Annotated in this window: 12 protein-coding genes; 9 read left to right on the top strand and 3 right to left on the bottom strand. The window is 68.1% G+C overall.

The window, feature by feature from the left end; translation table 11 throughout:
- Positions 1 to 46: 46 nt before the first annotated feature.
- The 3 genes from pap to FBY20_RS12275 are packed head-to-tail and all read left to right on the top strand — an operon-like array spanning position 47 to position 2,447.
- On the top strand, positions 47 to 1,513 hold the full coding sequence (gene pap / locus FBY20_RS12285) for a polyphosphate:AMP phosphotransferase (RefSeq protein WP_142052391.1): 1,467 nt from the start codon (positions 47 to 49) through the stop codon (positions 1,511 to 1,513).
- Between the two features lie 23 nt (positions 1,514 to 1,536).
- Complete coding sequence (locus tag FBY20_RS12280) at positions 1,537 to 1,986, top strand: GNAT family N-acetyltransferase (RefSeq protein WP_128829567.1); 450 nt, start codon at positions 1,537 to 1,539, stop codon at positions 1,984 to 1,986.
- The gene (locus FBY20_RS12275; RefSeq protein ID WP_056327353.1) at positions 1,983 to 2,447 is read left to right on the top strand and encodes an HIT family protein; all 465 of its coding nucleotides are present in this window, start codon (positions 1,983 to 1,985) and stop codon (positions 2,445 to 2,447) included. The genes FBY20_RS12280 and FBY20_RS12275 overlap by 4 nt, the downstream gene beginning before the upstream one ends.
- A gap of 56 nt (positions 2,448 to 2,503) precedes the next feature.
- On the opposite strand, the gene FBY20_RS12270 is transcribed toward FBY20_RS12275, so the two are convergent.
- The gene (locus FBY20_RS12270) at positions 2,504 to 3,679 is read right to left on the bottom strand and encodes a glycosyltransferase (RefSeq protein ID WP_081100872.1); all 1,176 of its coding nucleotides are present in this window, start codon (positions 3,677 to 3,679) and stop codon (positions 2,504 to 2,506) included.
- Between the two features lie 470 nt (positions 3,680 to 4,149).
- On the opposite strand from FBY20_RS12270, the gene FBY20_RS12265 reads away from it, so the two are divergent.
- From FBY20_RS12265 to FBY20_RS12245, 5 genes are all read left to right on the top strand, one after another.
- The gene (locus tag FBY20_RS12265) at positions 4,150 to 4,539 is read left to right on the top strand and encodes a DUF488 domain-containing protein (protein ID WP_142052388.1); all 390 of its coding nucleotides are present in this window, start codon (positions 4,150 to 4,152) and stop codon (positions 4,537 to 4,539) included.
- 84 nt (positions 4,540 to 4,623) lie between these two features.
- Positions 4,624 to 5,286, top strand: coding sequence for a thiaminase II (gene tenA, locus FBY20_RS12260; RefSeq protein ID WP_142052384.1), 663 nt, complete (start codon positions 4,624 to 4,626; stop codon positions 5,284 to 5,286).
- A gap of 54 nt (positions 5,287 to 5,340) precedes the next feature.
- Positions 5,341 to 6,105, top strand: coding sequence for a uracil-DNA glycosylase (locus tag FBY20_RS12255; protein ID WP_062838909.1), 765 nt, complete (start codon positions 5,341 to 5,343; stop codon positions 6,103 to 6,105).
- Positions 6,106 to 6,381: 276 nt separating this feature from the next.
- Positions 6,382 to 8,178, top strand: coding sequence for a DEAD/DEAH box helicase (locus FBY20_RS12250; protein ID WP_142052381.1), 1,797 nt, complete (start codon positions 6,382 to 6,384; stop codon positions 8,176 to 8,178).
- An 88-nt stretch (positions 8,179 to 8,266) separates the two neighbouring features.
- Positions 8,267 to 9,454 (top strand): class I SAM-dependent methyltransferase, encoded by a 1,188-nt coding sequence (locus FBY20_RS12245; protein WP_142052378.1) that lies wholly within the window; start codon positions 8,267 to 8,269, stop codon positions 9,452 to 9,454.
- A 13-nt stretch (positions 9,455 to 9,467) separates the two neighbouring features.
- Here the strand turns inward: FBY20_RS12245 and FBY20_RS12240 are convergent, their stop codons facing one another.
- Positions 9,468 to 10,586, bottom strand: coding sequence for a CCA tRNA nucleotidyltransferase (locus tag FBY20_RS12240; RefSeq protein WP_142052375.1), 1,119 nt, complete (start codon positions 10,584 to 10,586; stop codon positions 9,468 to 9,470).
- Positions 10,583 to 12,709, bottom strand: a complete 2,127-nt coding sequence (locus tag FBY20_RS12235) for a lytic transglycosylase domain-containing protein (protein ID WP_142055916.1) — start codon at positions 12,707 to 12,709, stop codon at positions 10,583 to 10,585. Before FBY20_RS12235 ends, FBY20_RS12240 begins: the two co-directional genes overlap by 4 nt.
- A 69-nt stretch (positions 12,710 to 12,778) precedes the next feature.
- Between FBY20_RS12235 and FBY20_RS12230 the strand changes: the two genes are divergently transcribed.
- Positions 12,779 to 13,450: a 5-formyltetrahydrofolate cyclo-ligase gene (locus FBY20_RS12230; RefSeq protein ID WP_056327339.1), complete on the top strand. Its 672-nt coding sequence runs from the start codon at positions 12,779 to 12,781 to the stop codon at positions 13,448 to 13,450.
- Positions 13,451 to 13,574 lie beyond the last annotated feature (124 nt).

Below are 13,574 nucleotides of genomic sequence, written 5' to 3'. Positions count from 1 at the left end.
TATCCCGCAAGATCGCCCGATCGCAGCAACCCGATCCGACGCATCCATGTTCGCCGAAGCCGAAGCAGACCCTACCCTCTCAAAAGATGAATTCAAGGCGCTGGAAACGCGGCTGCGGGTCGGACTGCTGAATGCGCAGTACGAACGCCTGCGCCAGGCCGATAAGACGCTTCTGGTCGTCGTGGCGGGCATCGACGGGGCCGGCAAGGGCGCCACGATCAACCTGCTCAACGAATGGATGGATCCGCGCCACATCCGCACGCTGGCCTATGGGCCGCGCGAGGGCGACGAACTGGATCGCCCGCCGTTGTGGCGCTACTGGCGCGATCTGCCGCCCAAGGGCAGCACCGGCATCGTGTTCGGCTCCTGGTACACGCCGCTGGTCATCGAAGCCGTGCGCAAAAAGCCCAATGCAGACGCCATCGAGGCCCATGCCGCCGCCATCATGCGCTTTGAAACGATGCTGGCCTCGGAAGGCGTGCAGATCGTCAAGCTGTGGTTCCACCTGTCGGCCAAGGCGCAAAAGGAACGGGCGCAGCGCCTGCTCGCCAGTCCCGAGACCGCGTGGCAGGTCAGCCCGGTCGACATGAAGGTCAACAAGCGTTTCGACCGCATCCGGTCGGGTGCGCACGTCGTGCTCAATCACACGGACTGCGGTCACGCGCCCTGGGTGGTGATCCCCAGCGCCGACGAGAACATGCGCACCGCGCGCACGGCCGAAGCGGTGCTGACGGCGCTGCGCCGGCGCGGCGTGCCGCGCCTGCCGCCCGCCTTCGTGGCGCATTCCAGCACGACGCGCATCGTCGACCGCCTGGGCAAGCTGGACTATGACGCCAAGGTCGAGAAGGAAGACTACGAATCCGAACTCGGCCTGCTGCAAGGCCGGCTGGCGCTCGCCGCCCGCTCCGACAAGTTCAAGGATCGCTCGCTGATCCTGGTGTTTGAAGGTCAGGATGCGGCCGGCAAGGGCGGCGCCATCCGCCGCGTCACGCACGCGCTGGACGCCCGCCAATTCGACATCACGCCCGTGTCCGCGCCCAGCTCCGAAGAATTGGCCCGTCCTTACCTGTGGCGGTTCTGGCGGCGCATTCCCCGCCATGGCCGGATCGCGATTTTCGACCGCTCCTGGTATGGCCGCGTGCTGGTCGAGCGAGTCGAGAAGCTGATCCCCCCCGCCAAGTGGCGCCGGGCCTACGCAGAGATCAACGACTTCGAAGAACAGCTGGCGGCCAGCGGCGCGCTGGTGCTCAAGTTCTGGCTGGCGGTCACGCCCGACGAACAGCTTGCCCGCTTTCGCGAACGCGAAAAATCGCCGTTCAAGAATTTCAAGATCACGCCCGAGGACTGGCGCAACCGCGAAAAATGGCCCGAGTACTCGGCGGCGGCCAACGAGATGATGATGCGGACCGATGTGCCCCACGCGCCCTGGCATCTGGTGTCGGCCAACGACAAGCGTTACGCTCGGCTGCAAGTGCTGCGGCATATCGTCGAAGCCATGGAAAACCAACTCTGAATTCCGCCAGGAGGCTCCGCCCCATGAGTACCGCAGATATCCGTCCCATCGTTGCCGCTGACTTCGACGCATGGCTGCCGCTGTGGAAGGGCTACCAGGACTTCTACCGCGTCAGCATCGATGACGCCGTCACGCGCAACACGTGGGCGCGCTTTCTGGATCCGGCCGAGCCCATGCACGCGGCGCTGGCCTACGAAAGCGGCCGCGCGGTGGGCTTGGTGCACTGGATCTTCCACCGCTCCACCTGGACCGCGGGCGATTACTGCTATTTGCAGGATCTGTATGTGGACCAGGAGGCCCGCGGCACGGGCGCCGGGCGCAAGCTGATCGAACACGTCTACGCCGAAGCCGCCGCGGCCAATTGCGCCCGCGTCTACTGGCTGACGCACGAAACCAACGCAACCGCCATGCAGCTCTACGACCGCATTGCCGACCGGTCCGGCTTCATTCAGTACCGCAAGGTGATGGCTTGAGCGCGCGCGATCCCAACTGTCCGCTGTGCCAGGAAGACGGCGGCACGCTCTTGTGGCGGGGACCGCACCTGCGCATCATCGAGGTCGAGGACCCCGACTATCCGGGGTTTACGCGTGTGATCTGGAACGCTCACCTGGCCGAGATGACCAGCCTGTCCACGCACGGGCGCGACCTGCTCATGCGGGCGGTGTATGTGGTCGAGGAAACGCAGCAGGCGATCCTGACGCCCGACAAGGTCAACCTGGCATCGCTCGGCAACATGGTGCCGCATCTGCATTGGCACGTGATCCCGCGTTGGCGCGGCGACCGGCATTTTCCGGATCCGATCTGGGCGGCGCCGCGCATCGCGCCGGGCGCCGAGCCCGACTCCTGGAAGCGCCGGCAAGAAGCGGTGTCGGCCCTGCTGCCGCGCTACCGCGACCGTCTGGTCGAAGCGATGAACGCGCTGCTGTGGCATTGAGCGGCCCAGCGCACTGAGCGTTCTACCGCACTGGGCTTTCTACCGCACTGACCGTTCTACGGCATCGAGCCGCTGGGCGCCGCGGGGGCCCGCCCCCGCCGTTCTCCCAGCCAGCGTGCGTAGGCCGCTTCGACCAACTGCGCCGCGCGGTCGACGCTGAAAAGCCCCTGCCCCCGAATGAGCTCCCGGCCCGCCTCGCCCATGCGGCGGCGGCGTTCGGGGTCGGCCAGCAGGCTTTCCAGCGCGGCGGCCAACGCAGCGGGATCGCGCGGCGGCACGAGCAGGCCGGTCACGCCGGCCTGCATGGTTTCGGGAACGCCCCCCACGTCCGTGCCAATCACGGGCACGCCCATGGCGGCAGCTTCGACAAATGCCGTGCCGAAGGCTTCGCGATGGGTCGGCAAGGCGAACACGTCAAACGCCTGCAGCACGTTGCCGATGTCATGCCGCCGGCCCAGGAAGTGCACGCGGGACGCCAGGCCCAGCGCCTGAACCTGTCCCTTCAGGCGCTCGAACACCGGCATGCCGTCCCCGGCCAGCACCAGATGGGCTTGCGGAAACGCGGCCAGCACCCGCTGGAAGGCGTCGATCAGGTCGGCATGGCCCTTTTCCGTGCGCATGACGGCCACGCAGCCCACGACCAGCGCATCGCCCGGCAGGCCGAGTTCCTGCCGCAGACTGCCCTTACCGTCGCCTTCGGGCAACACAATCGGCGAATGGATGGTGGCGACGGCCTCGGGCGGCGCGCCGCCATCCAGCAATTGGCGTTGCACGTGCCGGCTCACGGCGATGACGCGGTGGGCCAGCCACGTGTAGGCGTACAGCGAGTTGATCGGCTTGGCCAGGTGGCGGGTGCGCACGATGAGCGGGGTGCGGGCAAGGCGCGCGCCCATTGCCGCGCGCACCGTGTCGCTGCGGCTGTGCGTGTTGACCACGTCGAAGCGGCCGCGCGCCGCCACGCGCCGCACGAACGCCACGCTGCGCACGAAATTGACGGCGCCGTCCATGTTCACGGTGTGCACGGTGAAACCGGCGTCGCGAAGCCGCTGCGCCAGTTCGGCGTGCGGCTGGCAGACCGCTTCCAGGTGATGGCCGCGCTCGCGCATGGCGACCATCTCCTTATAGATACAGAATTCCTGGCCGCCAAAGGCCGTGGCGGCTTCCGTATGCAGGATGCGCAAGGGGCCGCCCGTCCCGGCGTGGCTAGCGGGAAGATCGTCGGAGTTCAGCATGGACGGAGCAGCGGGCTGCTGCAGGGGGTTTGCGCAGGGGCCTGCCGATGCCGGCAAAGGGTGTCGGCGGTGCCAGGCAAGGCAAGGAGGACGGGATGATGGCGTGGCGGCATGACGGCAAGGGGCGCCAGGCAGCCTGGCCAAGCCACGACTGTTGGGCGTGGGTTCAAAAAAAGGCCGACTGGGTCGGCCTCCAACGGAGTTGTTACATAGAATTTAAGCGAATGTAAACCACAACGCCGCAGCCCGACAAGCCTCTCTGTCTCGCGGCGGGGACACAGCCCGCAGATGACGTGACTTCCGTGGCAATAGACCTCGATTTCAGGGAAGAAAGACGCAGGTTATATACATTCAGTTACCGTTCAGGTTCTTGCCGTGGCGGCTCAACGACGTGCGAGCTGACCGCGCGCATGGCCTTGGCCGCTCGGCCCGTGAAGTAGACTGTCCGCACCCACGTCGCAGGAGCCGGCATGAAATCGTCCCGCATCATCGTGCAGCGCGTTTACGAAGGCACCGGTCCGCAAGGGCATTACCTTGCCCTCGTCGACCGCATGTGGCCTCGCGGCCTGCGCCGCGCGGACCTCGGCCTGGACGAATGGGCCCGCGACATCGCCCCCAGCGCTGAACTGTGCAAATGGTTCAGCCACGTCGAGGAACGCTGGGACGCATTCCGAGCCAAGTATCTGGCCGAACTGGCCACGCCCGAGCAGCAAGCGCGCATGGCGGACTTGCTGGCGGCTGCGGGCGATCGCCCCCTGACCCTGCTCTACGGTGCGCGCAACACCGAACACAATCAGGCCGTGGTGCTGCGCGACGCGCTCCTGGAATTCGCCCGCCATCACCGCAAGCGCGCGGCCTGAATCTCCCCCGCTGTCTTGTTACGCTTATGCCCCGCCGGCGCCGCGCATCCACGCGCGCGCGAGGCGACGCCTAAGAGGAATTCCATGTCTTTCAGCTCCGACGCCTGGACCCGCAACGCCGCGCTCTATGAAAAGACGCGCGACATGCCGTTCAACCGCGAACTGGCCAGCGGCCAGCTTGCCGAGGATGCGTTCAAGCACTACATGATCCAGGACGCGCACTATCTGGTCGCGTTTGGACGCGCGCTGGCCATTGCCGCCGCCAAGGCCGACGACGCAGACGGGGTCGTGCAGTTTGCCGAAGCCGCCAAGGGCGCCGTCGTGGCCGAACGCAGCCTGCATGCCGGTTTCATGCAGCAGTTCGGCATCGACGCGGCCACGTTCGAGGCCACGCCGCTGACGCCGGCGAGCCATCACTACACCAGCTTCCTCATCGCCACCGCCTGGAGCGCACCCTATCCGGTCGCCCTGGCTGCCCTGCTCCCCTGCTTCTGGATCTACGCGGAGATCGGGCGCGACATCCACGCGCGCGCCGTTCGGCCCAATCCGTACGCCGCCTGGATCGACACCTACGCCGGCGATGACTTTCACGCGCTGGTCCGCGCGGTGATCGCCACCGTGGACCGGGCCGCCCAAACCGCCTCGCCGCAGACCGTGGAAGCGATGCACCAGGCCTACACGCACGCCGCCCAACTGGAATGGATGTTCTGGGACTCGGCACACCGGCAGGCCGGCTGGCCGGTCTGAACGGGCGGGCGGCGCCGGTCGGGCTGACCGGGCGGATATGCCAAAATCGCGCCCATGCCGACCGACAACCGCCTTACACCCAACGCCCTGGCCACGCAGGCCGGGCAACTGCCTGCCGCCTGGCAGGCAGCCCTGTCCGCCGACCCCGCCGTGGCCGCAGCCCTTGCCGCCGCGACCAGCCATGTCGAAGCGCGCCTGGCGCAGGGCGCCGTGGTGTACCCCGCCACGCCCTTTCGCGCCCTGCAAGGCCTGGCGCCCTCGGACGTACGGGTCGTGATCCTGGGCCAGGACCCCTACCACGGCCCCGGCCAGGCGCAGGGGCTGGCGTTCTCGGTGCCGGACGACTGCAAGCGCCCCCCCAGCCTGCGCAACATCTTCAACGAGATTGCGCGCGACTATCCGGACCTGGGCGTTCCGGCGGGCAATGACCTCACCGCCTGGGCCGAGCAGGGCGTGCTGCTGTTGAACACGGCGCTCACCGTGGAAGACGGCCAGCCCGCCTCGCACGCCAAACGCGGCTGGGAAACGGTGACCGATGCCCTCATCAAGCTCGTCGCGCGCGATCCGTCGCCCAAGGTGTTCATGCTGTGGGGCGCCCACGCCCAGGCCAAGCGGCTGTTGCTGCCGCCCGACAGCGGCCATCTGGTGCTGATGTCCAACCACCCCTCCCCGCTGTCCGCCCGGCGCCCCCCGGTGCCGTTCCTGGGCTGCGGTCATTTCCGGGCCACCAACGCGTGGCTGGAAAACCAAGGGAAAAACCCTATTGATTGGGGGCTGGACAAAAAAATAATTCCCTTGCAGGGTGAATTCAGGTTATGATCGCCGCACTGCACAAAACGAGTTCGGCATTTACCGCCTTGATTTAGCGGAATTTTTTGCAGTCCGCCGGGAAACCAACCCCCGGCCTCATGCCGAACTATCATCGATTCCTGACCCCTTTCCTTTCGCCCTGCGTTCCATCAGTACAAGAGAACGCGCCACGCGCATGGTTGATCCGGTCGGCACGATGCTCCATCAACCGTCGCCTGGATCCGGCCGCCTAATCCCCTGGCCCGACCAAGCACTGCGTCGCATTGATTGCGGCAAGGGAAAGTAATGTCTTTCGAAACCCTGGGTCTCGCGCCCGCCCTGTTGTCGGCCGTTCAAGAAGCTGGCTTCACCACCCCCACCACCGTTCAAGCCGCCGCCATTCCGCAAGCGCTGGCCGGCCATGACCTGATGGTATCCTCGCAGACCGGCAGCGGCAAGACCGCGGCCTTCATGCTGCCCGCCCTGCACCGCATTGCCCAGATGCCCGCCAACAAGGGCGTCGGCGTGCAAGTGCTGGTGCTGACCCCGACCCGCGAACTGGCCCTGCAAGTCACGGAAGCCACCGCCACGTATGGCCGCAAGCTGGCCGACCTGCGCACCGCGACCGTCGTGGGCGGCATGCCCTACGGCGCGCAACTGAAGGCGCTGTCGCGCCGCGTCGACGTGCTGGTCGCCACCCCCGGCCGCCTGATCGATCACCTGCAATCGGGCCGCGTCAAGCTCAACACCGTGCACACCCTGGTGCTGGATGAAGCCGACCGCATGCTGGACATGGGCTTCATCGAAGATATCGAGACCATCATCGAGCGCCTGCCGCAAGAGCGCCAGACGCTGCTGTTCTCGGCCACCCTGGACGGCACCGTTGCCAAGCTGGCCGCGCGCATGATGCGCGAGCCGCAGCGCATCGAGATCGCCGGCGCCAAGGAAAAGCACACCAACATCACGCAAAGCCTGCTGTACGCGGACGACGCCAGCCACAAGATGCAGCTGCTGGACCACGTGCTGCGCGACGCCTCGCTGGATCAGGCCATCGTCTTCACGTCGACCAAGCGCGGCGCGGACGACCTGGCCGACCGCCTGGCCGACCAGGGCTTTGCCGCCGCCGCCCTGCACGGCGACATGAACCAGCGCCAGCGCACCCGCACGCTGTCGCAACTGCAACGCGGCCAGCTGCGCATCCTGGTGGCCACCGACGTGGCCGCCCGCGGCATCGACGTGCAAGGCATCAGCCACGCCGTCAACTTCGACCTGCCGATGCAGGCTGAAGACTACGTCCACCGCATCGGCCGTACGGGCCGCGCCGGCCGCAGCGGCCTGGCGTTCACGCTGGCCACGCATTCCGAGCGCCACAAGGTCCGCCGCATCGAGCACTACATTGGCCAGTCGATCACGCCTGAAGTGATCGCCGGTCTGGAACCCAAGCGCACCCCGCGTCCGTCCACCGGTGGCGGCGGCGGCAAGCCCTTTGGCAAGCCTTTCGGCAAGCGTCCCGGCGGCTTCGGCGGTTCGCGTCATGGGTCGGGCGGCTTTGCCGGCGCCCGCGACGGCGCCCGCGATGGCGCCCCGCGTGAAGGCCGTTCCTTCGGCGGCCCGCGTGGCGAGTTCAAGCCGCGCGACGGCGGCTACCAGGGCAACCGTTCCTTTGAAGACCGTCCGTTCGGCGACCGCCCGCAGCGTTCGTTTGGCGACCGCCCCAGCTTCGGCGATCGTCCGCAGCGCGAAGGCGGCTACCAGGGCAATCGCCCCTTCGGCGACCGTCCCCAGCGTGAAGGCGGCTTCCGTGGCGGCGACCGCGATTCGCGTCCCAGCTTTGGCGACCGCCCCAGCTACGGCGACCGTCCCCAGCGCGACGCCCGTCCGTTCAGCGAGCGCGCCCCCCGTGAAGGCGGTTTCCGCGGTGGCGATCGCGACGCGCGCCCCAGCTTTGGCGACCGTCCCAGCTTCGGTGACCGTCCCCAGCGCGAAGGCGGCTTCCGTGGCGGCGACCGTCCCGAAGGCGGCTTCCGTGGCAAGCCCTCGTTCGACAAGCGCCCCGGCGGTCCCGCCAAGCGTTTCACCAAGTCGACCGATCGCCGCGGCTAATCTGCCCGTCTGATCCGAAAAAAGCCCCGCGGCGATGCTGCGGGGTTTTTTTTTGGGAAAATGCCGGTTTGCCCCGTACCTTCCGCCCATGCAACGCCCCGCCCCCGCCAATCTTCCGCCCCTGTCCCCACCCGCGCGCGAACACAGCGACGCCACGGCCGCCCACCTGCGCGCCGCCATCGCGGCGAGCGGCGGCTGGCTGCCGTTCGATCACTGGATGGCCGAGGCCCTGTACGCGCCAGGACTGGGCTATTACGCGGCGGGCAACGTCAAGCTGGCCGATGCCGACGACGGCGGCACGACACCCGCCGGCGACTTCGTGACCGCGCCGCAGCTCACGCCGCTGTTCTCGCGCACGCTGGCGCGCCAGGCGGCCGAGGTGCTGCGCCAGACGGACACGCGCGCCGTGCTGGAATTCGGGGCCGGCACCGGCGCGCTCGCCGAAGGCGTGCTTCGCGAACTGGACGCGTTGGGGCTGTCCGACACGCGCTATCTGATTCTGGAAGTGTCGGCGGACCTGCGCGCGCGCCAGGCCGAACGGCTGGCGCCCTTCGGTGACCGGGTGCAATGGCTGGACGCCCTGCCTCACGCGTTTTCCGGATGCGTGCTGGCCAACGAAGTGCTGGACGCAATGCCGGTTTCCCTTTTTGTCTGGAGCGACGCCGGCCAGGTGCTGGAACGCGGCGTGGCGGTGGATGCCGACGGCGGTTTCACCTGGGAAGATCGCCCCGCCCCGGCCACCCTGGCGGCCGCGGTCGCGGTGCGCATGCCGGCGCTGCCGGGCTACGTGTCGGAAATCAATCTGCAGGGCGAGGCGTGGATCGCGGCGATGGGCAGCTGGCTGGAACGCGGCGCGGCGCTGCTGGTGGACTACGGCTTTCCGCGCAGCGAGTACTACCACCCGCAGCGCGCGGGCGGCACGCTGATGTGCCACCTGCGGCACCACGCGCACGGCGACCCGTTCACCGCGCCGGGCCTGCAGGACATCACGGCGCACGTGGATTTCACCGCGATGGCGGACGCGGCGCTGGCGGCGGGAATGCAGGTGCTGGGCTACACGTCGCAGGCGCGCTTCCTGATGAACGCGGGCCTCATGGACCTGCTGGCCGGACTGGATCCGTCCGATGCGCAGGCCTACGCGCAGGCGGTGGCGCCCGTGCAGAAGCTGCTGTCGGAGGCGGAGATGGGCGAGTTGTTCAAGGTGCTGGCCGTCGGCCGCGGCATGACGGCGCCGTTGAGCGGGTTCTCGCGCGGCGACCGGCTGGGCAAGTTGTAGCGCGGAACCCGGATCAGACGGCCTGCAAGTCGACCAGACGCGCCAGGCGCGCCTGGCGCACGCTTTCCTTGATGCGCGCCGGCTCGCCCGCGCAAGCCTTGGCGATGGCGCCCGCATCCACGCCCCGCACCGCCGCCACCCGCGATTGCCACGCGGGAAGGTCCACCGCGCGCAACACGGCCGCGGCATCCAACAGTTCAAAAAAGCGTTCCGGCTTGCGCAAGGCATCAGCGCGCTCCATCAGCGCCAACTGCGCATCGGCCCTGCCCGGGCCATCCGGCATGCCATCCTGCGCACCCAATGCGTCGAGGACTTCAGGCAAGAGCCGCGCGTAGTCGTTGCATTCCGTGGGCACGCGCATCCGCCGTCCCAGCGCTTCACGCTGGGGCGTCAGGCGGCACATCAGCGCATAGCGGCTTGGCAGCGGCAAGCCCTGCCGCGCGGCGCGATCCAACTGCGCAGCCACTTCGTCCACGCCCTGCAATTCGGGCATTACGCGCGCCAGCGCGCCGGATTCGTTCAGCACGCCCAGCATGCGCGAAGGCGCCTGCGCCATCAGGCCGCGCGACAATTCCTTCCAGACGCGTTCGGCCACCAGCGCATCGGCCTCGCCGGCCTCGACCATGCGGCGGCACAGCGCCATCGTTTCCGGCGCGATGCTGAAATCGCCGAACCGCGCGGCAAAGCGGGCGAGGCGCAGGATGCGTACGGGATCCTCTTCGAACGCATCGCCCACATGACGAAAGACCCGGGCGCGCAGGTCGTCCACGCCGCCCAGCGGGTCGACGAGCCGGCCGTCTTCGTCCTGGGCAATGGCATTTACCGTCAGGTCGCGCCGGCGCAGGTCGTCCTCCAGCGTGACGTCCGCGCCCGTGTAGAAGGTGAAGCCCTTGTAGCCGCGCCCCGACTTGCGTTCGGTGCGCGCCAGGGCGTATTCCTCTTTGGTGCGGGGGTGCAGGAAGACGGGAAAATCGCCGCCGACGGGGATGAAGCCGCGGCCGGTCATGTCTTCAGGCGTGGCGCCCACCACGACCCAATCGTGATCGCCGTGCGGCAGGCCGAGCAGCGCATCTCGCACCGCGCCGCCAACGATATAGGCGCGCAGGCCTTCGGTCGCCGGATCGCGCGTCATGGCGCGGCGGCGGTTTCGGTGCCTGCCGGCACGACGTTGCCCAGGCGCTCCTTCAGCGATTGCGGCTGGCCGGTGAACATGGCCGCGTAATACGTGGCGTTGGACATCACGTTCTTGACGTAGATGCGGGTTTCGGTGAACGGAATGGTCTCGGCAAAGATGGCGCCTTCGACGGGATGCGTGAACGTCGAACGCCAATTGCGCGGCCGGCCCGGACCCGCGTTGTAACCGGCGCTGGCCAGCATCTGCGAGCCGTTCAAATCGCGCAGCACAATGTTCAGGTAGTTCGTGCCGAGTACGGTATTGGTGTCGAAATCGTTGACGCTGGCCGGCGTGAAGTCGCTCATGCCGATCTTGCCGGCCACCCACTTGGCCGTGGCGGGCATGAGCTGCATCAGCCCCGAGGCGCCCACGTGCGAGCGCGCATCCATGATGAAGCGCGATTCCTGGCGGATCAGCCCGTACACCCAGGCCGGATCCAGCGCGATGGCGTTGGCCTTGGCGGTGACGCGGCCCTCGAACGGCGCGATGAAGCGCTGGCTGAAGTCGAATTCCTTTTCGGTGCGGTCCGACGTGTTGACCACGCGGTCGTAGATGTTCTCGGCGCGGGCCAGCTCGGCGGCGGCCAACAGCTGGCGGTCGCTCATGCCGCGCAGCGTGAAGTTCCACTCGGGCACGGCTTCGGCGCGCCAGCCCAGGCGGAACAGCAGCACGGCGCGTTGCAGGCCCGGATTGGCGCGGGCCTCGGCGATCTCGCGGTCGCTGATGGGCGCGGGGCGCGGTGGCACATTGATACGGCGGCCAAGCTCTTCCGCAGCCAGCTGGCCGTAGAAATCAAAGCGGTCGGCGATGCTGGCGTAGGCGGCCTGCGCCTTGTCTTTATTGCCCGTCGCGGCCTGCCCGCGGGCCTTCCAGTACACCCAGACCGTCTCGGCCTGTTGCGAAGGCGGCATTTCGTCGATGGATTCGATGACCCACTTCCAGTCGATTTTCGGCTGGCGCAACGCGGCGCGCACCTTCCAGGCGGCGTTGTATTCGGTCATGCGGATATGGCCCGCCTCGCGGTACCAATCGTTCGCCCGGCTGTCCAGGCCCAGCGCGGCGGTCAGCGCGTACTGGCCGCGCACCCAGGCCAGGTTCGACTTGGACATCGACTTGGCCCATTCCCGGCGCAGGTAGGAGTCGGCGACGCTGACGTCCGAGCGCGCCAGGCGGGCCAGCGCGATCGTGACCAGTTCCTTTTCGTTGCGACCCACGGGCATGCGGTCCTGCCGCGTCAGCCACTTCATGGGGTCTTTCATGATGACGTCGTAGGTCTTCACGTCGCGCGGTTCGAACATGTACTGCACGAACTTGCGCGCATCGGTGGTCTTGTTGGCCTCGATGGCGTCGCGCAGCTGCGGCTCGAGTTGCTCCCAGCCCAGGATGCCGTCGGCCACGAGCTGGTCGTACAGCGCCCAGCATGCGCTGCCGGGCGAGAACACGGCCATTGCCTGCGCGGCCGTGGCGCGCTGGCCGGTCATGTGCTTGCCGTCCAGGATGGCGCATTCGATCTGCGCGTTGCTGTTTTTCACGGGCGCCAGCTTGCGCACCGTTTCGAAGTCGCCGCTGCGGGCGGCGGCGAGCAGCCAGTCGCCGCGCAGGCGGTCGGCCAGGTAGGCGTCGCCATTGCTGTTGATGAACTGCTGCAGCGCCGCCACGGGCCGGCCCGACGCGGGCGGCGTCCAGAGCTGATAGCGCAGCAGCCAGTATTCCGGATACATGCCCAGCGGGTCGCCCTTGGCCTGCGGCACCAGGGCGCCCAGCACCGACCACTGCTTGCGGTTCATGGCTTCGCGGGCGGCGACCACGGCGGCCAGCGCGGGTGTTTCCGCGGTCGGCGGCAGGCCCGCCAGCACCACGGGAGGCACGGCGATCATCGGCTGGGCCGCCTGCACGGCGGGCTGAGGCTGGGGATTGACGGCGGCGCTGCGCTGCTGCGCATCGACGGGCGCACAGGCAGCCGTGAAAAGCGCCACCAGCGGCAGCAAGCGGCGCAGCCCGGCGCGGGCGTCGGCGGCTTGCAACGAGGAATTCTGATACCGTGGGGGCTGCCGGGCGCCTGTCTCGCGACGCACCCGCATGCTGAGCATACGCATGTTCGTCTTCAGCATGTTTGCCTTCATATTCAACCCCCCGGTTACAGCCACCGCATGACTACGCAAAATACTCCAGAGGATACCGCAGTCCACCGCACGCGATTGCGGAAATTGCGCACCGAAATGCCTGAAGACCAGCGCAGCCGGGGCGCTTTGCTCATGCGCGCACGCCTTTTCACCTGGCTGAATGTGGCCCGCGACCAAGCCGTGCAGGCCGGCAATCCGGCACCCACCACTGTCGCCGCCTTCTGGCCCATGGCCGATGAGCCCGATCTGCGCCCGCTCCTGACGCAATGGAGCGAGGCCGGCATGACGGTGGCGCTGCCGGTCGTGCGCGAGCGCAACGCGCCGCTCGCCTTTCTGCCCTGGACGCCCGAGGCCGAGCTGCGCGCAGGCCCCTACGGCATCCAGGAACCCGTGGCCGGTCCGGAACTCTTGCCCGACGTGGTGCTGGTGCCCACGCTGGGCTACACCGAACTCGGCGACCGCCTGGGCTATGGCGGCGGCTATTACGACCGCACCCTGGCCGCGCTGCGCGACCGCGGCCACCCCTTCACCGCCATCGGCATCGCCTGGAGCTGCGGCGAGCTGGACCCGGGATATGTCCCCGCAGCACACGATGTCCGGCTGGACGCGGTGCTGACGCAGGACGGCTGGGTGCCGCACGCGCCGCTGGAGCAAGGCGGCAAAAGCGGATCGGTACTGCATTCCTATCGCATGAATTGACGCGTCCCCGCTGACGCACCAGTTTCGTCCGGCGTGACGCACCAGCTTGGTGCGCGCGCCCGGGCAGCGCTCCAGCCGCCTTCGCCCCCTGGCGGCCTCCCGTCCCCGGATTACGCCGTCGTCC

It is taken from the genome of Achromobacter sp. SLBN-14, assembly GCF_006715415.1.
Taxonomy (GTDB): domain Bacteria; phylum Pseudomonadota; class Gammaproteobacteria; order Burkholderiales; family Burkholderiaceae_B; genus Achromobacter; species Achromobacter mucicolens.
Note: the sequence above shows the minus strand (reverse complement) of the source record. Positions and strands in the feature narration are given on the sequence as shown.